General features: G+C 40.8%; 22 protein-coding genes. 12 read left to right on the forward strand and 10 right to left on the reverse strand.

Going from position 1 to position 24,476, the window contains the following annotated elements; translation table 11 throughout:
* Positions 1 to 382: 382 nt before the first annotated feature.
* Positions 383 to 856, reverse strand: a complete 474-nt coding sequence (locus Q0779_RS09715; protein WP_298772071.1) for a glycine zipper 2TM domain-containing protein — start codon at positions 854 to 856, stop codon at positions 383 to 385.
* Between the two features lie 53 nt (positions 857 to 909).
* Here Q0779_RS09715 and aat point away from each other — a divergent pair, with 53 nt between their 5' ends.
* The 3 genes from aat (at position 910) to infA (ending at position 2,670) form a co-directional block, all read left to right on the forward strand.
* Positions 910 to 1,620, forward strand: a complete 711-nt coding sequence (gene aat / locus Q0779_RS09720; protein WP_298772073.1) for a leucyl/phenylalanyl-tRNA--protein transferase — start codon at positions 910 to 912, stop codon at positions 1,618 to 1,620.
* Entirely contained in the window at positions 1,610 to 2,332 is a 723-nt protein-coding gene (locus tag Q0779_RS09725) for an arginyltransferase (protein ID WP_298772232.1), read from the forward strand. The genes aat and Q0779_RS09725 overlap by 11 nt, the downstream gene beginning before the upstream one ends.
* A gap of 119 nt (positions 2,333 to 2,451) precedes the next feature.
* Positions 2,452 to 2,670: a translation initiation factor IF-1 gene (gene infA / locus Q0779_RS09730; protein WP_005500725.1), complete on the forward strand. Its 219-nt coding sequence runs from the start codon at positions 2,452 to 2,454 to the stop codon at positions 2,668 to 2,670.
* A 79-nt stretch (positions 2,671 to 2,749) separates the two neighbouring features.
* Here the strand turns inward: infA and clpA are convergent, their stop codons facing one another.
* Positions 2,750 to 5,011, reverse strand: a complete 2,262-nt coding sequence (gene clpA, locus Q0779_RS09735) for an ATP-dependent Clp protease ATP-binding subunit ClpA (protein ID WP_298772076.1) — start codon at positions 5,009 to 5,011, stop codon at positions 2,750 to 2,752.
* 33 nt (positions 5,012 to 5,044) lie between these two features.
* The gene (clpS, locus tag Q0779_RS09740; RefSeq protein WP_298772078.1) at positions 5,045 to 5,353 is read right to left on the reverse strand and encodes an ATP-dependent Clp protease adapter ClpS; all 309 of its coding nucleotides are present in this window, start codon (positions 5,351 to 5,353) and stop codon (positions 5,045 to 5,047) included.
* 245 nt (positions 5,354 to 5,598) lie between these two features.
* Between clpS and cspD the strand changes: the two genes are divergently transcribed.
* Positions 5,599 to 5,805, forward strand: coding sequence for a cold shock domain-containing protein CspD (gene cspD, locus Q0779_RS09745; protein ID WP_248942196.1), 207 nt, complete (start codon positions 5,599 to 5,601; stop codon positions 5,803 to 5,805).
* Between the two features lie 73 nt (positions 5,806 to 5,878).
* On the opposite strand, the gene Q0779_RS09750 is transcribed toward cspD, so the two are convergent.
* Positions 5,879 to 8,098 (reverse strand): NADP-dependent isocitrate dehydrogenase, encoded by a 2,220-nt coding sequence (locus tag Q0779_RS09750; protein WP_298772085.1) that lies wholly within the window; start codon positions 8,096 to 8,098, stop codon positions 5,879 to 5,881.
* A 363-nt stretch (positions 8,099 to 8,461) separates the two neighbouring features.
* On the opposite strand from Q0779_RS09750, the gene rluE reads away from it, so the two are divergent.
* From rluE to Q0779_RS09780, 6 genes are all read left to right on the forward strand, one after another.
* Positions 8,462 to 9,151 carry a 23S rRNA pseudouridine(2457) synthase RluE gene (gene rluE / locus Q0779_RS09755; protein ID WP_298772087.1) on the forward strand — a complete coding sequence of 230 codons (690 nt, stop codon included), beginning with the start codon at positions 8,462 to 8,464 and terminating at the stop codon, positions 9,149 to 9,151.
* Positions 9,152 to 9,221: 70 nt separating this feature from the next.
* Positions 9,222 to 9,680 (forward strand): NUDIX hydrolase, encoded by a 459-nt coding sequence (locus Q0779_RS09760; protein ID WP_298772088.1) that lies wholly within the window; start codon positions 9,222 to 9,224, stop codon positions 9,678 to 9,680.
* Between the two features lie 450 nt (positions 9,681 to 10,130).
* Positions 10,131 to 11,246: a tRNA 2-thiouridine(34) synthase MnmA gene (gene mnmA / locus Q0779_RS09765; RefSeq protein ID WP_298772090.1), complete on the forward strand. Its 1,116-nt coding sequence runs from the start codon at positions 10,131 to 10,133 to the stop codon at positions 11,244 to 11,246.
* Positions 11,247 to 11,250: 4 nt separating this feature from the next.
* Complete coding sequence (gene hflD / locus Q0779_RS09770) at positions 11,251 to 11,871, forward strand: high frequency lysogenization protein HflD (protein ID WP_298772092.1); 621 nt, start codon at positions 11,251 to 11,253, stop codon at positions 11,869 to 11,871.
* A gap of 24 nt (positions 11,872 to 11,895) precedes the next feature.
* Complete coding sequence (gene purB, locus Q0779_RS09775; RefSeq protein ID WP_298772094.1) at positions 11,896 to 13,266, forward strand: adenylosuccinate lyase; 1,371 nt, start codon at positions 11,896 to 11,898, stop codon at positions 13,264 to 13,266.
* A 183-nt stretch (positions 13,267 to 13,449) separates the two neighbouring features.
* Entirely contained in the window at positions 13,450 to 14,592 is a 1,143-nt protein-coding gene (locus Q0779_RS09780) for a cupin domain-containing protein (RefSeq protein WP_298772096.1), read from the forward strand.
* Between the two features lie 98 nt (positions 14,593 to 14,690).
* Here the strand turns inward: Q0779_RS09780 and Q0779_RS09785 are convergent, their stop codons facing one another.
* Complete coding sequence (locus Q0779_RS09785; protein ID WP_298772098.1) at positions 14,691 to 15,125, reverse strand: DUF4826 family protein; 435 nt, start codon at positions 15,123 to 15,125, stop codon at positions 14,691 to 14,693.
* Positions 15,126 to 15,386: 261 nt separating this feature from the next.
* Between Q0779_RS09785 and Q0779_RS09790 the strand changes: the two genes are divergently transcribed.
* Positions 15,387 to 16,430 carry a Glu/Leu/Phe/Val dehydrogenase dimerization domain-containing protein gene (locus Q0779_RS09790; protein ID WP_298772100.1) on the forward strand — a complete coding sequence of 348 codons (1,044 nt, stop codon included), beginning with the start codon at positions 15,387 to 15,389 and terminating at the stop codon, positions 16,428 to 16,430.
* Positions 16,431 to 16,710: 280 nt separating this feature from the next.
* On the forward strand, positions 16,711 to 17,055 hold the full coding sequence (locus tag Q0779_RS09795; protein WP_298772102.1) for a hypothetical protein: 345 nt from the start codon (positions 16,711 to 16,713) through the stop codon (positions 17,053 to 17,055).
* A gap of 55 nt (positions 17,056 to 17,110) precedes the next feature.
* Here the strand turns inward: Q0779_RS09795 and Q0779_RS09800 are convergent, their stop codons facing one another.
* From Q0779_RS09800 to Q0779_RS09820, 5 genes are all read right to left on the reverse strand, one after another.
* Positions 17,111 to 19,357, reverse strand: coding sequence for a molybdopterin cofactor-binding domain-containing protein (locus tag Q0779_RS09800; RefSeq protein ID WP_298772104.1), 2,247 nt, complete (start codon positions 19,355 to 19,357; stop codon positions 17,111 to 17,113).
* The gene (locus tag Q0779_RS09805) at positions 19,354 to 19,818 is read right to left on the reverse strand and encodes a (2Fe-2S)-binding protein (protein WP_298772105.1); all 465 of its coding nucleotides are present in this window, start codon (positions 19,816 to 19,818) and stop codon (positions 19,354 to 19,356) included. The genes Q0779_RS09800 and Q0779_RS09805 overlap by 4 nt, the downstream gene beginning before the upstream one ends.
* Positions 19,819 to 20,306: 488 nt before the next feature.
* Positions 20,307 to 20,720: a MarR family transcriptional regulator gene (locus tag Q0779_RS09810; protein WP_298772107.1), complete on the reverse strand. Its 414-nt coding sequence runs from the start codon at positions 20,718 to 20,720 to the stop codon at positions 20,307 to 20,309.
* A 138-nt stretch (positions 20,721 to 20,858) separates the two neighbouring features.
* Positions 20,859 to 21,320 (reverse strand): DUF1285 domain-containing protein, encoded by a 462-nt coding sequence (locus Q0779_RS09815; protein ID WP_298772109.1) that lies wholly within the window; start codon positions 21,318 to 21,320, stop codon positions 20,859 to 20,861.
* Positions 21,320 to 24,385: an FAD-binding and (Fe-S)-binding domain-containing protein gene (locus Q0779_RS09820; RefSeq protein ID WP_298772111.1), complete on the reverse strand. Its 3,066-nt coding sequence runs from the start codon at positions 24,383 to 24,385 to the stop codon at positions 21,320 to 21,322. Before Q0779_RS09820 ends, Q0779_RS09815 begins: the two co-directional genes overlap by 1 nt.
* Positions 24,386 to 24,476: the final 91 nt, after the last annotated feature.

Raw genomic sequence — 24,476 nt, forward strand, 5'->3', positions numbered from 1 at the left:
TACACTTTAGATCTCAGTTTTATTGATTCTTATTATGAAAGATCGCATTCATAATTATCATTTATATACATACCAATGAATCGCAAACTGACACAAGACTCTGGCTTCGAGTAATGAGAGCTTAAGGTTTTTCTTCCCTGTTAGTATTTACTTATTATTTTTTGACATCAAACAAACACATTTGCAGACATCAATAAAAGAATAGCAGTGAAAAAGAAGAACTTTTACTCTTATTTTATAGAGTGTTAACTCTTATTGTTATAAAAAACAAAAAGGACATTGTTATATCAAGATAATTCAATGCTATTTTTATGTTAACAATAACATTGGAGAGCTCGGCTATCATGTCCACCTTATCCTACATGGATCCAAGCAGAAATGGTTACATCGCCATATCCACTCTCACGAATCCTTGTAAGTAAACCACTCTCACTTCATCATTCACATTAAAAATCATGTTCGGATCTCTGTCTTGCAAAATCATAATTTCTTGGCCATCTTCTTGTTTTATCATCAACTCAACTAAAGCCGTTTGTTGATAGTAACTGCTATTGCCTACATTATTTCCGACCCCTGCTCCGACCAGAGCACCTAAGATAGTGGCAACCGTCCGACCACTCCCACCACCAAATTGATTACCAATCACCCCACCGATGAGGGCACCACCAAAGGTTTTCCACCCGCGATTTTGATCTTCAATCAATTGTTTTTGAGTGATATTTCTAACAGAAATAACTTGTCCATATTCTACCTTTTCGACAGGAACAGCTTGATTACGATCATAAGCTGCCAACACAGGAAAAGTGACCGTTAACAATAAAAGAATACATGCCCAGCTAAGATTAGGTTTCAACATATCGATTTTTCCGCTAACTTAATAGATAATCAGTAGCATTAATGATACCCAATTTGAACACTCTGTCCTACTTAAAAAATGAACAGCAAGCCTTTCCTCCAGCAGAGCAGGCACTAACAGAGCCTAATGGCTTACTGGCCGTCGGAGGAGACTTAAAACCTCAGCGCTTACTCAACGCCTATTACAATGGCATTTTTCCTTGGTTTAATGATAATGACCCCATTCTATGGTGGTCACCGGATCCTCGCGCTGTTATCCCCGTTGGCCAACTCAATATTAGCCGAAGCCTGCATAAATATCTCAAAAAACAAGATTGGCATTACAGCATTAATCGTGCATTTGAGCGTGTCATTCACGCTTGCGCCATGCCAAGAAAAACACAAGAAGGCACTTGGATCACACATGATATTCAAGCTGCTTACTTGGCTTTACACCAACAAAAAAAGGCACATTCTATTGAAGTATGGCATGGAAACAGGCTTATCGGTGGCTTATATGGCATTGCAGTGGGTCAAGTTTTTTGTGGAGAATCCATGTTTCATATCGAAACCAATGCATCAAAAGCCGCCATGGTTTGTCTGCAGCAACACTTATTAAACGCTAATTTCAGCCTTATTGATACGCAATTGGTTAATCCACATTTAACCTCTATGGGCGCTCAAGCCGTTTCACGCAGCCAATTTATGTGCCAGTTAGTACAATTAAGAGATAAAGATGTCGCAACTCATTGTTGGGAGTCTAAAGAGGTGTCAGTTGAGCTCTAAAGCACAGAAATTTACCGTGGGAAAAACCCAAACTTTCAATTGCAGCTATCTCAGTGAAGAAATGGAACAGTTGCTCGTGATCCAAGAGCAAGGACTCACGCCAAGCTTATTTGAACAGCTGTTATCTTTAGGCTTTAGGCGCAGTGGCAGCACCATTTACAGGCCTGATTGCCCACATTGCCATGCCTGTTTACCGATCCGCATTCCTGTCAATTACTTTACTCCCTCAAAAAGGCAAAAGCGAACACTCAATCATAATAAAGACGTCACTTGGGAAATTGTAGATCATCATACTGAGGAGCACTATGCCTTGTATGAGCGATATATCAATGAACGCCATCGAGATGGCGGCATGTATCCGCCTTCAACAGAACAATATCATAATTTTATTTCTGCGAATTGGTTATCACCGATGTTAATCGAATTAACCTTAGAGGATCGGCTCATTGGTGTTGCCGTCACAGACATTTTACCGAATAGTTTTTCTGCCATTTACAGTTTTTTTGAACCCAATGAGCATAAACGTTCACTAGGTAGCTTTCTCATTTTATTACAATGCCGCATTGCTAAAATGATGCAAAAAGAATTTTTATATCTGGGTTATCAAATTGATGAATCAAGAAAAATGGCTTACAAACGCAACTATAATCCACACCAAATCCTCACCTCATCAGGCTGGCTTCCTAACGTCCCAGCCGATCCAAAGCCATAAATTATTTCCCTTTAACGAGAGATTCTATGCTTTCGAGGGAACTTTTCTTTACAGGAGCACTGAATTCCGGCATCATGCTTGCGTTTTTATCATTTGAAGGCTAACAGGATAACTGATTAATGGCGAAAGAAGACAACATTGAGATGCAAGGGACGATCCTTGAAACCTTACCAAATACAATGTTTCGAGTAGAACTAGAAAATGGTCATGTCGTGACTGCACACATCTCAGGTAAAATGCGTAAGAACTACATCCGTATTCTGACGGGTGATAAAGTTACCGTTCAACTGACCCCATATGATTTGAGCAAAGGACGCATCGTCTTCCGTTCACGCTAAAGTTAGTCCTAAACGATATATTGCATACAAAAAAGCCGGGATATCCCGGCTTTTTTATTCGTTTTATTGCTAAGTCGTGTTAATTAGTCACTTTTTCAAGTGATTCGGTATGTATCACAATGTCTCCCTCTTTCACATCGACATGTGCAGTCCCACCTTTTTCTAACTTACCAAATAAAATCTCGTCTGCCAGCGGTCTTTTAATGGACTCAGTGACAACACGGGACATTGGCCTTGCCCCCATGCTTTTATCATAGCCTTTTTCAGCTAACCAAGTTAAGGCTTCATCACTCACTTCTAAGCTCACCCCTTTCTCATCAAGTTGGGCTTGCAACTCCACAAGGAATTTATCAACCACTTTGGCAATCACTGTCATATCTAAATGATTAAACCAAATAATGGAATCTAAACGATTACGAAATTCAGGTGAGAAAAGTTTATTGATTTCAGACATGGCGTCTTCACTGTGATCTTGCTGTTTAAAGCCCACAGACTTACGGATCGTTTCCCTCACGCCCGCATTAGTGGTCATGACTAAGGTCACATGCCTAAAGTCAGCCTTACGGCCATTGTTATCGGTTAAGGTACCATGATCCATGACTTGCAAAAGGAGGTTATACACATCCGAATGCGCTTTTTCAATCTCATCGAGTAGCACCACACTGTGGGGATGTTTAATAACGGCATCCGTTAATAAGCCACCTTGATCATATCCCACATAACCTGGTGGTGCCCCTATCAAACGAGAAACAGTGTGGCTTTCCATGTATTCAGACATATCAAAACGAATAAACTTCAAGCCCAAACATGACGCTAATTGGCTCGTGACCTCTGTTTTACCCACACCTGTCGGTCCAGCGAATAAAAAACTACCAACGGGCTTTGTTTCAACATTTAATCCACTTCGAGAGAGTCTAATTGCAGCACTTAAGCTCTCAATCGCTGTATCCTGTCCAAACACCACCATCTTAAGGTTACGCTCTAGGTTTTTCAATAAATCCTTATCAGATGTGGATACGGACTTCTCAGGGATCCTCGCCATTTTGGCAATAATGGCCTCGATTTCATTCTGACCAATGGTTTTTTTACGTTTACTCTGAGGTTGCATGGCCATTTTAGCGCCCGCTTCATCAATCACATCAATAGCCTTATCGGGAAGCTGTCTATCATTAATGTGCTTATCCGACAATTTAGCTGCTATGCTAAGCGCCGCTAAGGTATAACGCACCCCGTGATGTTCCTCATATTTTGATTTAAGTCCTTTGAGGATTTTTGTGGTTTCAGCGACAGAAGGCTCAGTAATATCAATTTTTTGAAAACGACGTGCCAACGCATGGTCTTTCTCAAAAATACTTTGGTATTCTTGGTAGGTTGTCGATCCCATACACCTTAAATGGCCGCTAGACAATAAAGGTTTCAATAGATTAGACGCATCCATAACACCACCAGAAGCCGCTCCAGCTCCAATAATAGTATGAATTTCATCAATAAATAAAATGGCATCGTTATCATTTTTAAGCTCTTTGAGTAAGCCTTTAAAACGCTTTTCAAAATCACCACGATATTTAGTACCAGCCAACAATGCTCCTAAATCAAGAGAATAAACCGTCACTTGACTCATAATATCAGGCACTTCTTCTTTCACAATCCGATAAGCAAGTCCTTCGGCAATCGCGGTTTTTCCAACACCCGCTTCACCGACTAATAAGGGATTATTTTTACGTCGACGACACAAAATTTGTATAGAACGTTCAATTTCGTCACTACGGCCAATTAAAGGATCAATATGTCCCTGCTCGACGGCGTGATTCAAATTAAGCGTAAACTGCGACAGCATGCTGCGATCTTCTTCCTCACTTTGATCCTCAAGACGGTCCATACCTGGTGCTTGTTCTTGCGCGTCTTCTTTTTTAGAAAAACCATGAGAAATAAAATTAACCACATCAAGACGCGTAATCGCACTATTGCGAAGTAAATAAACCGCTTGAGACTCTTGTTCACTAAAAATGGCTACTAATACATTAGCGCCAGTGACTTCATTACGCCCTGAAGATTGCACATGAAAAACAGCACGCTGCAGCACCCGTTGAAACCCTAATGTGGGCTGTGTCTCTTTTTCTTCTTCTAAATCGGCAATGATTGGCGTGGTTTGTTGTATAAAGCTAGATACTTCTTCCCGTAGCTTATCGAGATCTGCACCACAAGAAACTAACGCTTCCTGTGCTGAGGGATTATCAATTAACGCTAACAAGAGATGTTCTACCGTCATGTATTCATGACGTGCGTCTCTGGCTTGTTGAAAAGCCAGATTCAAGGTGATTTCAAGATCTTTGTTTAGCATAAGCCCCCCTAAAAATTAACGGTGATGAACTGACTAGGCTTCTTCTAAAGAACACAATAATGGATGTTGGTTTTCTCTAGCAAACTGATTAACTTGAGCAACCTTTGTTTCAGCAATACCAAAAGGGAAAACCCCACAGACTCCTTTCCCTTCATGATGAATAGCCAGCATTATCTCTGTTGCTTGCTGCTCATTCTTACTAAAAAATTGCTTCAGTACATCAATCACAAAATCCATCGGCGTGTAATCGTCATTATTCAAAATGACTAAATACATAGAAGGGCGCTTAAATTCAGTCTGTTCACTTTCTTCTATGTGTTCGATATGTTCTGTTCTACTCATGCTTCAATCTTAGCCCTTAGTTATCGCATATACCAATCTATTTCGATCTGTTCGTTGCTTTTTCAATCGATACTTAGGTAAACACTTTAAAGATTAAATTTTAAATAAATGTATACATTTTGTTAATTTTGTCTTGACATTCTCTTTTTTTACTTTCATTCTGTTACCTAAGCGCTGGATTTTTCATCGCTTTAATTTGGTTTTACTATCTTACTGGTAAGTAAACAACAGAAGGAAGTGAACGTATGGCAAGCGGAACTGTAAAATGGTTCAACAACGCCAAAGGATTTGGGTTTATTTGCCCTGATGCCGGTGGTGAGGACGTTTTTGCGCATTATTCTACCATTGAAATGGAGGGCTATCGAACGTTAAAAGCGGGCCAACCTGTTACATTTGAGGTAGAAGCGGGCCCGAAAGGAATGCACGCATCTGCAATATCACCGTCTAATTAGTCAATAAAACGCAAAAAAAGCAGGGCTTGTCCCTGCTTTTTTATTGCCTTAAAAACACCAAATGGCTAACAAACTAGCCAAAAATAGCATTTAACGTCGCACTTGGGCGCATCGCTTTAGTCGCCTTAACCGTATCTAAACGATAGTAACCACCAAGATCGACAGCTTCACCTTGAGCATCATTTAACTCTTTCACTATGACCATTTCGTTATCTGCAAGCGTTTTCGCAATACCTGAAAAGCGAGCTTGTAATTCAATATCTTGATTCTGAGCAGCAAGGGCTTGTGCCCAATAAAGCCCCAAATAAAAATGACTGCCTCTGTTATCCAACTCACCCACACGGCGAGAAGGAGATTTATTGCTATCTAAGAATTGACCTATCGCTTCATCAAGGCTATCAGCTAGCACTTGAGCTTTGGCATTTTGTGTACTTTGGCTTAGATGCTCTAAAGACGCCCCTAAGGCTAAAAACTCCCCTAGAGAATCCCAGCGTAAATGCCCCTCTTTCTCAACTTGCTGTACATGCTTAGGGGCACTGCCGCCGGCTCCCGTTTCAAATAAGCCGCCGCCATTCATTAGCGGGACAATTGAAAGCATTTTAGCACTGGTCCCAAGTTCTAGAATAGGAAACAGATCCGTTAAATAATCCCGTAATACATTCCCAGTAACAGAAATAGTATCAAGGCCTTCCTTTACTCGCTCCAAGGTAAAGCGCGTCGCGGCAACTGGCGACATAATATGCAGTTCTAATCCTGTAGTATCATGCTCTTTCAAATACGCTTCTACTTTTTGGATCATTTGTACGTCATGGGCGCGTTCAGGGTTTAACCAAAATACCGCTGGCGTATTTGACAAGCGAGCACGGTTAACGGCAAGCTTAACCCAATCACGAATTGGTGCATCTTTCACTTGGCACATTCTGTAAATATCACCGGCTTCTACAGCATGGGACATTAACACATCACCGTTGTTATCAATCACATTGACTGTACCTGCAACCGGTATTTCAAACGTTTTGTCGTGACTGCCGTATTCTTCCGCTTTCTGTGCCATGAGGCCCACATTAGGCACACTGCCCATAGTCGTTGGATCAAATGCACCGTGGACTTTACAAAATGCAATCGTTTCTTGGTAAACCCCCGCATAACAACGATCTGGGATCATGGCTTTCATGTCTTTTAACTTGCCATCAGGTCCCCACATTTGCCCCGAACTACGAATCGCTGCGGGCATAGACGCATCAATAATCACATCACTAGGAACATGTAAATTAGTAATGCCTCTGTCAGAATCAACCATAGCGAGTTGCGCTTGCTTTGCATAAACCGCCGCGATATCCGCTTCAATTTCTGCTTTTTTCGCATCAGGCAATGTGGCTATTTTCGCATACACATCACCCACACCATTATTGACATCCACACCTAACTCATTGAACAGTTCACCGTGTTTAGCAAACACATCGGCATAATACACTTTAACCGCATGACCAAATAAAATAGGATCTGACACTTTCATCATCGTGGCTTTTAAATGCAGAGAAAGTAGAACATCTTCTTGCTTAGCATTGGCCGTTTCACGGCGATAAAAATCCACTAATGCTGCTTGACTCATCACAGCACCATCAACAATCTCACCAGCCTTTAATGACAAAGACTCACGTAACACCTTTTCTGAACCATCTTTTTTCGTCAGAACAATATTCACATTTGCCGCTTGAGTCACTGTCACTGATTGCTCACTGCCAAAAAAGTCACCTTCGCTCATATGTGCAACATGTGACTTAGACTCACTTGACCAAGCTCCCATAGAATGAGGGTGCTTCTTCGCATATTTTTTCACCGCACCAGGGGCGCGACGATCAGAATTACCTTCACGTAATACAGGGTTTACTGCACTGCCTTTAATTTTATCGTAGCGCTTCTTGATCGCCTCTTCTGCAGCATTTTTTGGCTCATCAGGATAATCAGGTAAGTCATAACCTTTGGCTTGTAACTCTGCAATACAGGCTTTAAGTTGAGGAATAGAAGCACTAATATTAGGTAGTTTAATGATATTTGCTTCAGGTTTCGTGGCTAATTCACCTAACTCAGCAAGCGCATCCCCAATCCTTAACTCCGGTGTTAAATGATTAGGAAAGTTAGCTATAATGCGTCCAGAAAGAGAAATATCTCGAATTTCAACATTGACACCAGCAGCTTGCGTAAAAGTATTAATAATAGGTAATAAAGAGAGAGTCGCTAATGCAGGCGCTTCATCTGTTTCTGTGTAAATGATCGTTGACTTGTCGTTCATATCTTATCCTACTTTGAATAATAAAACTTAAAAAAGGTAATGCAAATCAATCTGTAAAATGATTTATTTAAAATGCAAAAGAAGCGGCTTAGGCATATGCCGTAATGCAGAATACTGCTGGAATTATTAAAATAACGGCTCATAGCGCCCATCTCCTTTTATCCATAATATGACTAAAGTGAACCACGATGATATCATTCAATCACATCAGGTTATCTCACTCATTAATGCAATAAATTAAAAAAGACCATGACATTTTAGACGCCCATCATAGAGCATTCCCTGTAAGATTCAAATTTCACTTCATTGTAATGGCAACTAAGCTGTACAATTAAGACTTTTCATTAATCTGAGATTCTCGGCGTGGCACAATCGCATACAAACAAACCCGTCCCCACTTCATTAAAACCTACAAAGCGAAAACCTCGTCAAACCACGGGCGTCAGTGCCAACAAGTATCAGCGCCCCATTAAAAAACCAGTCGTTGCTCCTAAAATCATCTTGTTTAATAAGCCTTTTGACGTGTTATGCCAGTTTACCGACGGATCAGGTCGTCAAACATTAAAAGATTTTATCCCCATTCCAGATGTCTACGCTGCAGGTCGCCTCGACAGAGACAGTGAAGGTTTGTTGTTATTGACAAATGATGGAAAATTGCAAGCTAAAATAACACAACCCAATAAGAAAACGACTAAAGTCTACTGGGCTCAAGTTGAAGGCATTCCCAGTGATGAGCAATTAGACGCTCTCAGGCAAGGCGTCACACTTAAAGATGGCCCGACTTTACCTGCAACAATAAAACGTATTAATGAGCCCGCAATATGGCCAAGAACGCCTCCCATCAGAGAGCGGAAGGCTCATCCCACCTCTTGGCTTGAAATCAGCATCATAGAAGGAAGAAATCGTCAAGTTAGGCGCATGACCGCCCATATTGGTTTCCCTACACTCAGATTAATCCGTTATAAAATAGGTCAATGGAGTCTAGATAACCTTGCTTTGGGTGAATATCGCTCAATGCCGATGAACGATAAAAATGGCCCTAAAACATCATAACGCGTTAATCCAACCTCATTAAACGAGTAAAGCAATACTGGCTATAAGATATAAAATAAGGCAAAAAAGCATGACTGAACGTTATAAACCTAACACGACCGTCGCCTGTATTATTCATTTCGATGATCAGTTTTTGATGGTGGAAGAGTGCATTAACGGCCAAAATCAATACAATCAGCCCGCTGGACACCTTGAAGCAAACGAAAGTTTAATCATGGCCTGTCAACGGGAAGTGTGGGAGGAAACAGGGTTAAAAATCTTACCCGATGCATTAGTAGGTATTTATCAATTTAGCGCAAACCCAGAACTCGCCTTTGTACGGTATACGTTTTGTGTCGACCTTAATAAAAAAATCACGCCCACACCGCAAGATCATGCCATTTTAAATGCCATTTGGCTCAGTTTCGATGAAATTTTGACACTAAAAAGTCAACTTCGCAGTCCACTGGTACTGCAATCTATTCGAGATTATCAAACCCAAGCTCACTACCCACTTGATCTTTTTAATGATAAATATTTGTCAGTTTGATCCTTTCATTTCAATTTTATTTTCATGGGCACTAATTACCCGTGAGACTTCAAGCTGCAGGATTCAGCTGAAATGAAAAGCCTTTTAGACAAGGCATTGAACATCGAGCCTAGTCATTCTAAGCCGATGTTTTAATAACACAGTATAAAAGGCTTTTAAACCAGCCCCTTGGGAGTGTGTAAAAGCACCGACTTCTACGTTGTATCACCTTAAAAGGCAATAAGCATTTTGGCAATAATACGCCTTGAATTAGGCACTTTTAGGCACTCTGTAACAGGCATCTTGAAGTCTCACGGGTAAAGATAGCTCCACACGTTAAGGCATGCTAGAATAATGCGCCACAAAATACTGTGGCGTTAATAAGATGTTATGAAGAAAACGGCAATATTTTATGTTAAAGGTAACATCGTCACTCATTTATAGAGCTCACTTTTACGGTTTTTAGGATTTATGACAGCTATCGAACCCTCGCATCTTGGTAAAAAAGTCATTGTCGGCATGTCTGGCGGTGTCGATTCATCAGTTTCAGCTTATTTATTACTTCAACAAGGCTATCAAGTTGAAGGCTTATTTATGAAAAACTGGGAAGAAGACGATACCGATGAATATTGCGCGGCGGCTGAAGACTTAAAAGATGCACAAGCGGTTTGTGACAAACTGGGGATCACCTTACACACAGTCAATTTTGCTGCTGAATATTGGGATAATGTGTTTGAATATTTTTTAGCAGAATATAAGGCGGGTCGCACACCCAATCCCGATATTATGTGCAATAAAGAAATTAAGTTTAAAGCCTTTTTAGACTTTGCCGATGATATCCTTGATGCTGATTTTATTGCTATGGGGCATTATGTACGCCGTAGAGATCTTGAAAATAAAAGCCAAATGTTACGCGGCGCCGATAACAATAAAGATCAAAGTTATTTTCTTTACACGTTAAGCCATGAGCAAATTGCTCGTTCTTTATTTCCCGTTGGAGAATTGGAAAAAAGCGAAGTCAGAGACATTGCCAAGAAGATGGGCTTAATCACACATGATAAAAAAGACAGCACAGGTATTTGTTTTATTGGCGAACGTAAATTCACTGATTTTTTAGCCACCTTTTTACCTGCCCAACCTGGTAACATTGAAACCAGTGAAGGCGAAATTATCGGAACACACCAAGGCTTGATGTATCACACTTTAGGTCAACGCAAAGGTTTAGGCATTGGTGGCATGAAAGACAGTAATGACGACCCTTGGTATGTGGTCGAAAAAGATCTTAAACGTAATGTGTTGATTGTGGGTCAAGGTGGTCATCATCCTCGCTTAATGTCTCAAGGTTTAATTGCTAACCAATTACATTGGGTTGACAGAAAAGGACCAAAACAAGGCAGTCAATTAACGGTTAAAACGCGTTATCGTCAGCAGGATGTTCCCTGTACTATCACTTATGATGATGACAAGCACATTCGTGTTATCTTTGATGAAGCCGTGGCCGCTGTTACACCTGGCCAATCTGCCGTTTTTTATGATAATGAAATCTGTTTAGGCGGCGGCATTATCGACTCACTGATAAGGGAGTAATCACTTGAGCGATCAACTCACTGAAAGAACAATGGCCTTAGCCGGTATTTTACAAGCCATTAGTCAAGTACAAGAGCTCACTAGACAAAGCAATGCAAATATGGACGCCATTGCCGCAAGCTTAAATGCGATTTTAGTGACTAACCCTGAAACCACTAGCGACGTCTACAAGGATAAAATAGCCTTAAATAAAGGCTACCAACTCATTGTCAGTCAGCTCAGTGATAGTAAAAACAAAGACATGGAAATCACCCGCTATTTAGTCGGAATATTAGCCTTAGAGCGCAAACTTGCCCGCTCTCCAAATACTCTTGGCATGCTCTCGGAACGGATTAATCAAGTGCACAGACAGCTGAGTCATTTTGAACTCACAAGCGATCAAGTTATTGCTAACTTTGCAGGCATCTACAGTGATATTATTAGCCCATTAGGACCTAAGCTGCAGATATCTGGCAATCCAGAATTTTTAAAACGCCCACAAACTCAAGAAAAGATCCGCGCATTATTACTCTCTGCTATGCGCAGTGCAGTGCTTTGGCGTCAATTGGGTGGAAAACGTCGTTACTTAATCTTTAATCGAAAATCAATCATAGATATTGCTAAAAAAAACCTCACCCTATCATAAGTCAAGTTCATCAAGGAGCTTACAATGGAATTTTCCGCACTAACTGCTATCTCTCCAATAGACGGTCGTTATGCTAGTAAAACCGCCTCATTAAAAGGGATTTTCAGTGAGTACGGCCTGACCAAGTACCGTGTTCAAGTCGAAATAAACTGGTTAAAAATGCTGTCTAACTGTCCAGAAATCAAAGAAGTGCCAGCTTTTAGTGATGATGCTTTAAGTGTACTGGATAAGATTAACGATCAATTTAATGAAGCTGATGCCCAGCAAGTCAAAACCATTGAAGCCACCACAAATCACGACGTCAAAGCCGTTGAATATTTCATCAAAGAAAAAATTGCCCATCATGCTGAGCTCAATGCTATAAATGAGTTTGTTCATTTTGCTTGCACATCAGAAGACATCAACAACCTGTCTCATGGTTTAATGCTCACCGAGGCACGTCAACAAGTCCTTGTTCCCTATTGCCAACAAGTTATCGATGCCATAAAGCAGCTCGCTCAAGATCACCGCTTTACGCCTCTGATGTCCCGTACCCACGGTCAACCCGCTTCTCCTTCTACACTCGGTAAAGAGATGGCGAACGTGGTTGTACGCCTACAACGTCAATTAAAACAAATTGAAGCTGTTGAAATTATGGGTAAAATCAATGGTGCTGTGGGTAACTATAATGCACACATCTCAGCCTACCCTGAAGTCAATTGGCATCAAGTTTCCGAAAACTTCGTGACCAGCTTAGGCCTCACTTGGAACGCTTACACCACTCAAATCGAACCTCATGATTACATTGCAGAGCTCTTTGATGCCATTGCCAGATTCAATACCATTTTAATTGACTTTGACCGCGATATTTGGGGCTATATTGCACTCGGTCACTTTAAGCAACGTACGATAGCAGGTGAAATTGGTTCTTCAACCATGCCTCATAAAGTCAACCCCATTGATTTTGAAAACTCTGAAGGCAACCTAGGTATCGCGAATGCATTAATGCAACATTTAGCCGCTAAGCTCCCCATATCGCGCTGGCAACGTGATTTAACCGATTCTACCGTATTACGTAATTTAGGTGTCGGTATGGCTCACGCAGTTATTGCTTATCAAGCCACCTTAAAAGGGATCAGTAAACTGCAAGTCAACGAAGAACAATTACTTGCAGAGCTAGACAGTAATTGGGAAGTCCTTGCAGAACCTGTACAAACGGTCATGCGACGTTATGGCATCGAAAAGCCTTATGAGAAATTAAAAGAACTGACTCGAGGTAAACGCATCAATGGTGAGCAACTTGCTCATTTCATTAATGGCTTGGACTTACCCGAAGCGGTCAAGATCGAGCTGAAAAAATTAACGCCAGCCAATTATATTGGCCGTGCTGAAGCTTTTATTGACGAGCTTGATTAACGGTATCCCTTTGAGTTAATAATTGTCCCTCCTTTAACTCAACAGATCATTCAGGCAGTCATATGACTGCCTTATTTATCGCTTCCTTTGACAAAATATATTCAACATCTTTGATTGCTGACTATTGATTATTAATTGTATTTTGTTTTTATTGTCATCATTTCGACCTCGTATGGAACTCAAATGTACACTTTGGACCTGAATACCCAAGACTTTTTAACGCATTATTGGCAAAAGAAACCCTTAGTCATTAAACAGGCTTTTCCACATTTTGAAGATATTATTACTTCGAATGAGCTGGCAGGCCTTGCCTGTGAAGAAGAGATCAGCTCTCGTATCGTTGTCACCACTGAAAATGATTGGGAAATTCACCAAGGTCCCTTTAAAGATTATACTCAGTTTGGCGATGAGAACTGGCAATTACTCGTCCAAGCGCTCAATCATTGGTACCCTGATGCAACCGCTTTTATTGATGCTTTTCGCTTTATTCCCGATTGGCGATTTGATGATTTAATGGTGTCATTTGCCACGAAAGGAGGCGGTGTTGGCGCACACATTGATAATTATGATGTCTTTATCATACAAGGTGAAGGAAAGCGTCAATGGACCGTGGGTAACAAGGGCCATTATGCCAATAAAAATAACAGCACAACAACGCCATTGATTGAAGGATTTGACCCCATTATTGATGTGGTGCTTGAAAAAGGTGACATGCTCTACATTCCTCCAGGTTTCCCCCATCAAGGTCAAACACTCACCACAGCCATGAGTTACTCCATCGGATTTCGCGCCCCTAGCCAACAAGAGTTATTCAGCGAAATTGCAGATAACCTAATAGACAATAACACTGGCCTGACACGCTTTACATCCCAAAATGAACCCGCTTCAGCAGGTGTTATCAGTCAAGCACATCAACAAGGCATGATAGATTTATTACAAGACTTGTTACAAGATCCTAACCATTATCAAGCACTTTTAGGTAAGGTACTGAGCCAAAATCGTTTTGACTTGGATATTTGTGAGCCAGAAGAAGCCTATACTCAGCAAGATTTACTCGATGCTTTAGCACAAGGTGCCAGTTTACATCGAATAGGGGGTCTTAAAGTCTTACGAGTTGAGAACGATCTTAGCCCGCGTTTATTTATTAATGGTGAGCAAATCGATTGCAGCAATATAGGCGAAGACCATCTTGATACTGTAATGTCAACATTGATCCAGACCTTGCAATTTGATAATAAAACCAGCAAAACATTAAGCGAAACACCCAATATCTCGCCAATTATCTTAGTCTTATTGAATAAAGGTTATTATTATTTGGCAGAGTAATATTTTAAATAATGAGTCACTTAACTTAAAATAAGTGACTCAACATCACAACAGAGCCCGTTATTGACTAACTTAACCCCATGAAAAGCGTATACAGATCATTGCCACAACTTTTCATCATTGTGAATTTGGTACAAACTTTCTGCCCGAGACACCAAGAGTTGGGCAAATTTAACTTGGGTAGGATCATTAGCCAGTGAAGACTGACGAATATTTTCCGCTTTCATTTGCCACATCATAGAAAAATGACGCAAAGCCTCTCTCGCTGTTGAGGCCACATTAATATCGACGAAATCTGCAGGTAAATCCCCAGACATCACCCAAAATGTTTGTTTAACAGGTTTCTTAGATTCGATTTTCCAGATAGCCACAAAAGGCGCAAGATAACGGCTTGATTCAGGATGTACTTTAGAGGGTAAAATCCCTTTCTCGGCAAGAAATTGATTTGCTTTTTGAAATTGTGTTTGGATCCATTCTTGACGCAATTTATCTTGCGCTTCAGGTGAAACGGGCTCAATGACTTCTTCTGCCATCATCTACTCCTTTCTTTCTTATTATGTGAAACTCAACTATATTTAAAGATCATTGAGATTAAAAGATTATTGAGAGGAAAATCATTCATTTTCTTACGTTAACGTAAAGTGGAAAGCAAAAGTTCCAGCTCTCATAAAAAAAAACCATTTCTTTACTTGGATGAGGGTATCTCTAAATGCTATCGTTCTGCAAATAAATATAACAAGCTTGCCACACTGAAAAGTGGGTTAGCCCTTTAAAGCTTAAACGGAGATCAGCACGTGGCTGTATTCAATCATATCTCTATTGACGAACATGAGCAGGTATTAACTTGCCATGATGAAGAAAGTGGCCTAAAGGCTATCGTCGCCGTTCATAATACCAAATTAGGGCCTGCTGTTGGTGGTTGCAGAATGTGGAATTATGCCTCTGAAGCTGAAGCCTTAGACGATGTTTTACGCTTATCTCGTGGTATGACTTATAAAAATGCCTTAGCTGGCCTCAAAATGGGTGGCGGCAAATCAGTTATTATTGCCGATCCTAAAACCAAAAATAGAGAAGCTTTATTTCGCGCCTTCGGCCGTTTCATTCACACACTAGAAGGCCGTTACTATTCCGCTGAAGATGTCGGTACTACAACGGCAGATATTATGATCGCCCACCAAGAAACACCTTATATGGCAGGTCTTGAAGGAAAGAGTGGCGATCCGTCTCCTTATACCGCACTAGGCACTTATTTAGGCATAAAAGCCGCGGTTAAACACCAACGCGGCCTAGAATCATTAAAAGGTTTAACCATCTCAGTGCAAGGCGTAGGACATGTCGGTTACTATTTATGCCGACATTTACATGAAGATGGTGCAAAACTTGTCATAACAGACATTCATCAAGCAAATATTGATAGAGTCGTTAAAGAGTTCGGTGCACTAGCAGTCAAACCCAATGATATTTATCATCAAGATGTTGATATTTACGCGCCTTGTGCATTAGGCGCAACCATTAATGATCAAACCATCCCTCAACTAAAAGCGACTATCGTCGCAGGATGTGCCAATAACCAATTGAGTGAGCCACGTCATGGCGAACAACTTAAATCATTGGGGATCCTCTATGCCCCAGATTACGTGATTAACGCAGGTGGGATCATTAATGTTTCTTTTGAAAAAGATTATGATGCTAAACTTGCCACTCAAAAAGTAGAAGAAATTTACCACACTTTATTGAGTATTTTTCAACAAGCGGATGCCGAAAACAAAACAACAGCTGAAATTGCAGATGATATGGCACAATCTATTATCGCTGCAGCCAATCAAGATTTAGTTTAAGTCAAAACTGATATACCCAAGTAACTTAACTATATAAAGCCATTCACCTCATAGGTGTCTGGTTTTATACCTTTCTGAAAATCATATCATTTACAATACAAACATATTTAGAAACAAAATATTCATTATTCTTTACTAGAAAAACCCATGAAAAACTGATTAAATATTACTCAAAACTTTATTAGTAAGACTATACTTAAGTACTATTTTACTGAGAAAACGTAATACTATCGACGCATTATGCTATCTAATATCAACTTAAGTAATATTGGGAGGGAGTATGGTAAAGTTTCAGTATGACGTTAATCAACAATCAATTGAAATTAATGCCAGTAATTGGTGCGGATTAGAGAAAATTTACCTTGATGGTAAGTGTGTCTCACGAAAAATCAATTTTACTCAACAAAGCGAACATAATATTCAACTCAAAAATGGCGAAGCAGCCAATTTTCAACTTTTTCTCGATCCCACCACAAAAGCCTTAAACTGCCGTATTTATAGCCGAGATCATTTAATCACCTGTTTACAACAGACTAAGAGCGAAGTTGTCCGTTGCAGGCGATTCATCCAAGATTTCATTCTCGTTAGCGCATTATTATGTGCTTTTTTACTCTATCTAAACTAAGTTGCATTAGCGTATTAATACATCCTACGCTAATACAAATACCATCCCAATCCGGCTAAACTTGTAAATGCTGATTAATTGGTAAATCTCTAATGCGTTTTCCAGATAAAGCAAAAATAGCATTCGTCACACTCGGTGTAACGGGAGGAACACCAGGCTCACCCACTCCGGCAGGTGCTGCATTTGAAGGCAGTAAAATCACCTCGATAGAAGGGCATTTCAACATGCGAAGCACAGAATAGTCATGAAAATTAGACTGTTGAACTTGCCCATTTTCAAAACTGATTTTTCCCGTAAGCGCAATACTTAACCCGTAAATAACCGCGCCTTCCATTTGAGATTTAACCCTATCAGGGTTAATCACTGTACCAACATCGGCGGCAATAATTGTGTTTATGACTTTCACTTCATCAGGCTTAGGCATTTCAATTAGACTTGCCACAGCAACATAACTGACAAAACTACGATGAACAGCAAAACCCCATGCTTGATTTTTCTTGACTTTAGGCGTCGAATTTACCGCTTTTTCTACAGCATCCATTACCAACAAATATCGATTAATATCCACAGGGTACGCTGATAATGTTTCACCGTAGTTGCTGTACTCAAAATTTTGATCAACAAAGGCTTCCTCTCTCTTTGGCCCCAATAACAAGCGCCACATATCAAAACAAGTCATGCCCGCATTCTGAGCCAGTTCATCAACAAAACTGCCCACGCCAAATCCATGTTGAATATTACAGACTGAACGCATCCAACCAATGCGGGTATGAGAAGTCGCTTTAACGGCTTCATAGCGCATATTTTTTAACGCAAAAGGCACATCAACAAAACCTAAATCTAATTCACCAGCTGAAGGATATTCAATGCCTTCTGCAAAGGTTGAACTAATTGAAGGGAATCCGGTTCTGGCCAATAAAGCTAACGGCTTTTTTGCCTCATCGAGTTGTGCTTGATAAAACTGTGCACTCGTCGCATGATAATACCCATATTGCACATCATCTTCACGACTCCAACACACTTTCACAGGACGTTTTACCGCTTTAGCTAAAATAGCGGCTTCGACACTAAAATCAGGTTTAGATTTGCGACCAAAGCCTCCCCCAAGCAAAGTCACATTCACTGTCACTTGATTATCTTTAAGCCCTATTGCCATTGCTACGTTTTTTTGAGTACTTTGCGGCGTTTGAGTCGATGCCCAAATTTCACAACCCATTTCTGTCACTCGAGCCGTAGCCACAGGCGGCTCCATTGGCGCCTGTGCTAAATATGGAACGGTATAAATGGCACTCAATTTATCTACTTTATTCCACGCAATATTCTCATTACCAACTTGGCGTACCACTTTCCCTGGCTTTTGTACTTTATCAATAAGTGTTTTGGTGTCTTCTGCTGAATCATATGCACTATTACTCACCTGAGTCCAACTGACTTCAAGCGCTTGCCGGCCTTGCATGGCACTCCATAAATTCGTCGCAATAACCGCAACGCCCCCCAAAGGTTGAAACTTAGGCGCGCCTTGTAATATTGGCATGCGGATCACATCAATCACTCCCTCAATCTTTTTTGCCTTCGTCTCATTTAACATTTTTATATCACTACCCAGCACAGGTGGTCTTAAAATACTGGCATACAACATCCCTTCTAACCTAACATCATATCCATATTGCGCACGACCGTTAAGCATGGCTTGCATATCAACGATGGGCTGAGACTGGCCAATTAAGTTAAAATCACGACTGGGTTTTAGTTTAATGCTGTCGAGATCCGGAAGGGGTAATTGAGAGGCCGCAACAGCTAATTCTCCATAGCTCAACTGCTTAGAAGTATTAATATGGTAAACATTATGCGCTTTAGCAAAAACATCAGTAATAGGCACATTCCACAATTTCGCTGCAGCCTGCTCTAATAAAGTTCTTGCCATGGCTCCCATTTGTCTCATGGTATGATAATGCTTGCGAATACTCCGACTTCCGTCGGTGTTCTGACTGCCCAATCGTTCATCCGCTGGCGCCTGCACCACCACGACGTGTTCCCAATCAGCAGCGAGCTCCTCTGCCAGAATTTGAGGGATCCCAGTTCGAATGCCTTGACCCATCTCTGAGCGATGGCAAGTCAAATACACTTTATTATCACTACCTATCGCAACAAAAAGGTTTAACATCGCGTCTTTTTCTTGTGCCATCAACATAGGGCTCCACCCCATGGCACTGGAGCCTAGCACTAAGCCTCCACCGATTGCACCGAACATTTTTAGCACATTCCGACGATGAATATTCTCAACGGCTGTGAAAGTGGTCATTTCTGAGACTCCTTATCACTGTAACTCATCATGGCTGCTTTAATTCGCGTATAAGTCCCACAGCGGCAAATATTGCCTGACATAGCCTCATCAATTTGATTTGAAGTTGGGCGAGCATTCTGCATTAATAGTGCCGCCGCGGACATTAATTGGCCAGATTGGCAATACCCGCATTGAGGCACATTATACTCAGCCCATTTAGTAATAAGTTGAGGATTATTTAATCCTTCTATTGTCGTAATGGCTTTCCCTTTCACCTGCTGCAGGCTCGTTAAACACGAGCGTATCGGTTTTCCCTCCAAATGCACGGTACAAGCACCACATAACCCTGCCCCGCAACCAAATTTAGTGCCTGTTAACCCTAATATATCTCTCAATGCCCACAATACAGGCATATTAGGATCCGCATCTAAGGTAAAAGAACGCCCATTTATCGTAACTTCTTGTGCTGATTTTGACATAAAACTCCCTGTTGAGCCTATCACAGCTTAAGATTGGCAAGATAATAGTGATGAAGCATTGATTAAAAAACCGACACCAAAGAATAATATTTAACCAAATGAAATTAAAAGAAATAACGTTCTCAGAAGAAAGTTGGAAAGTAAGTTTGTTAACTCTATACCCGTGATACTTGAAGATGCATGTTTTCAGAGCCTGAAAAAGTGCCTAATTCAAGACGTATTATTGCAAGAATGCTTATTGCCTTTTAAGGTAATACAACGCGGAAGTAGGTGATTTTACAAACTCCCAAAGGGCTGGCCTCTTTATATGTAAAAGCAAGGCCTTTTATGCTGCGTTACTGAATATCAGCTTAGAATCACTAGGCATGCAGTTCAAAGCCTTGCCTAAAAGGCTTTTAACTCCAGCTGAATCCTGCATCTTCAAGCATCACGGGTATATATAGCAAGCCTATTTTGATTCAAGCCGCTAACGGATCATTGCTCGGCGATCAAAATCGATTAATTCTATTTAAAATAGACACTAATACCTCTCGTTCTTCCTCTGCTAATTCACTTAAAAAATGCTCATTGACACGCTCAGCTTCTCTAATTAAATCATGTTCGAGTGCTTTGGCAATATCAGTCAAGAAGATTTGAAAAGTGCGACGATTATCCGCCTCTTGATGGCGAATGATCAAGCCTTGTGACTGCAACTGATCCAAAAGCCGTGTCATCGTATAGTGTGCAACATCACATCGCTTAGATAGCACCGTTTGAGACACGCCTTCCTCTTCCCACAAAGAAAAGAGAACGGGCCAAAGCTTAATATCTAATTGATAACGTTTTAGCCGTTGGTCTAATGCATTTTGCAGCTCCACATTCAAGTGAGCAACTAAATAGCCTAAGCTTTGATTGCGATCCACTCAGTCACTCCTTTATGCAAGCCAACACATTCCTTAAATATAACCCATATTTTAAAAAAAATTCTAGACTTTAATCGGCTAAAAATAGAACAACATGTTCGATTGTCTTCTAAGGTTCTAATTAGAAAGACAATGAATTCATATAAAATCATTAATAAAGCGGTAATAACAGGCTCTATTTAATGTGGCAATTAAGCCTCTATCAAGACCAACAGTTATCGACTCCTCACCACAAATAAAATGAGATAATGATTGTACTTCATAATGTGTATTCAAACTGGTCGTCACGGTAAAAGCACTATTATGCTCAATATCCTGGATTGTTTCTCCCTTGTCATAATCAAGATGACAAGTGTAATCAACAATACTTATTGGCACCTTAGCAACGGATACTCTTAACTTTTCTGCAGGCGTAATCAAAAAATGTTCATTGTCGATACAATACAGAATCGTAGAGAATAATCGGCTAAATTTTTGAGGTAACGGACTCTTTAAATAAAACCATTCTCCATAAACATCGATATGAAAAAAGGCATCGTCACTGCATAGTGCAGTTTGTTTAACCAGTGCATTAATCGCTTCTTGTGCTGCTTGACTCATTATGACCCCTTTGACAGTAACTGCAACAAAGCTTCGACAGGATGTAAAGGTTTAAAACCACTAAAGCGTTTCACCTGACTTCGGCAAGAATAACCCGACACAAGCACTTGCGATTGCGGTGTGTCGTCTAATCTTTGTTGCCACGACAAATCAAACAACTGACGAGAGCGAACTTGATTGTCAGCTTCATGCCCATAAGTTCCTGCCATACCACAACATCCTACGTTAGCAATAGTAAGCTTAGCGCCAAAATGAGCAAAAATCCGTAACCATTCTTTACCCGCATTGGGCATGGCTGTCGATTCAGTACAATGACTAAATAAAGTAAATGCTATATTCGCATCTCCCCTATTATGTTCAGATGAAACAAATTGATCTAACTGTGTCACTAACCATTCGTTGGCTAATAATACGTTAAAATCCCCCCTAGCCTCCCCCAGAGCCTCCTTATACTCGTCTCGATAACACAATACCAGAGCAGGATCGAGCCCAACCATCGGCATCCCTAAGGCAAAGACTTGATTAAAAAAGTCAGCCGCATCTTTTGCCGTTTGCGCAAATTGCCCTAAAAAGCCTTTAATGTGCTCAGGCTTTCCATTGGGTTTAAAAGGAAGCAAAATAGGCTTTAAGCCTAAACGCTCAATAAGCTGTATAAAATGGTGTACTGTACTGGCTTCATAAAAACTATTAAAAGGATCTTGCACCACCAGCACATATTGTTCTCGCTCTGACTCAGTAATAACTTGTAACGCCTCAAGATCATAGCCTCGACTGCTATGACCATCGAGCCGCTGTTTAAGTGTGGGTACAGATAAAGCGGGGGAATCAACATAACCAATTGTTTTTTCAATCACCCAACGACTTAAGGCATTTTGTGACATCGCATTCACCAATCTTGGCATTTGTGCCATCATAGGCAATGACGCTTCAATTCCTCCCACTAAATGATCTTTTGCTGGCCGTAAATAACGTTGATAATAAATATTAAAAAATTGCGAACGAAACTTAGGCACATCAACCTTTACAGGACATTGGCTCGAACACGACTTACATGCTAGGCATCCCTGCAATGACTCCATTACCTCATGAGAATAATCATACCCTTTATTAAAAAAAGTATTTTTTACTCTCATCACAATATTACTGGGTTTTGCCTTGGCTAGTGCATTCACATCAACCCCTTCTGACTCCAGTAAACGTAACCATTCCCGCATTAATCCAGCTCGTCCTTTTGGCGAATGAATTCTATCTCCCGTGACTTTAAACGAAGGGCACATTGGAGAGACACTGCTGTAATTAAAACAAAGTCCATTACCATTACAATTCATCACATCAGGAAAAGCATCACGCACCGCCACGGGGATTTGACGGTCAAAATGCCCTCTTTTTTGGCTATCCACCTGATAAAAGAGTGGTTGTTTTCTCTTGGGAGTTACCAGCTTCCCAGGATTTAATTTATTACAAGGGTCGAATAAATGCTTTATTTCACCCAGTAAACCATAGAGATGCTCACCGAATACGGCCGGCGCATATTCTCCTCGCACCCCTTTACCATGCTCTCCCCACATTAATCCGCCATACTTGAGCGTTAAACGGGCCACTTCATCTGAAATCACCTTAAGCAGTTTTTCATCTTGCACATCACACATATCCAGCGCAGGCCTCACGTGCAATACTCCTGCATCGACGTGACCAAACATACCATACTGTAATTTGTGTCCATCAAGCAGTGCTCGAAACTCCATAATAAAATCGGCCAGTTTTTCTGGAGGGACAGCGGTATCTTCAGCAAAGGCTAATGGCTTTCTTCTGCCTTTCGTGGCACCAAGTAACCCAACTGCTTTTTTTCGCATGGCATAAATGGTATTGATACTGTCTCTATCAGACACCACTTGGTAGCCTAATAAGCCTGCTTTTTCTTGTTGAAGTTGGCCGGTTAACATCTGCTCAAGTGCAGCAAGTTTTTGCTTAACCTCGGCCTCATCACCTGCAAACTCAACCATATTAAGCCCTTCTATTTCATGATCGGGCACAGCTTTAATGAGATTCGAAACGGAATGCCAAATAATATCTTTCTTAGCCAAATTAAGGACTTTAGAATCTATCGTTTCCACCACCGTTGCCTTCGCTTTCACAAGATCTGGCGCATGTCTTAACGCCGCTTCAAACGAATCATACTTAATATTCAGCATTATGCGACACTGAGGTAAAGACGTGAGGTTGAGCTTAGCTTCAGTGATCACCGCCAGCGTGCCTTCTGAGCCCGTCAATATTCTAGAAATATCACACTGATTAAGCTCATTATTCCAAACATGCTTTAAATCATACCCCGTTAAAAATCGATTCAAATTCGGGAATTTATCGTTAATTTCATCTCGGTTATCAAGACAGAGCTTAGCCACTTCGGTGGTAATACGTTGACTTAACGATTGGGGTAAGACTTCATCAACCACTTTCATGTTATCTAAAGCCGTTTTATCGATAGGGTGAGAGTCCATCACACTGCCATCGAATAACACACTGCTTAAACCAAGGACATGATCGGATGTTTTTCCATAGACAAGTGAACCCGCACCCGATGCATCGGTATTAATCATGCCGCCGACCGTTGCACGATTCGATGTTGATAAATCGGGACTAAAAAAGAACCCATGAGGACGCAACGCATCATTAAACGCGTCTTTGACTACGCCGGCTTCAACTCTCGCCCAACCTTCTTCGACGTTGATCTCTAATACCCGATTCATATGGCGAGATAAATCGAGGATAATCCCATGTGTTAATGATTGACCATTGGTCCCCGTTCCGCCGCCACGGGCACTGAATACCACCTCAGAAAACAATGGTTGAGACGCTAAATTCAACGCTGTTTGCACATCTTGTTGGTTTCTTGGGTAAATGACCGCTTGTGGGAGAAATTGATACACAGAGTTATCGGTTGCTTGAACCATACGTGCGCTGTAACGGGTATCAATATCGCCCGCAAATTCGCTTCGACTTAATGCCTCAATAAAAGACAAATAAATGGGCTCAAGTGTTTGTTTATGCGATAACTGAGGTAACATGAAAAGCTCTATCAGAGTAATTAATTTGATAAAATCTATTATACTCAAGCTTACTGGAATAGCGAGGAACACACTTAACAAATCGCCTCAT

The sequence above is a fragment of the uncultured Shewanella sp. genome, from assembly GCF_947491715.1.
Taxonomy (GTDB): domain Bacteria; phylum Pseudomonadota; class Gammaproteobacteria; order Enterobacterales; family Shewanellaceae; genus Shewanella.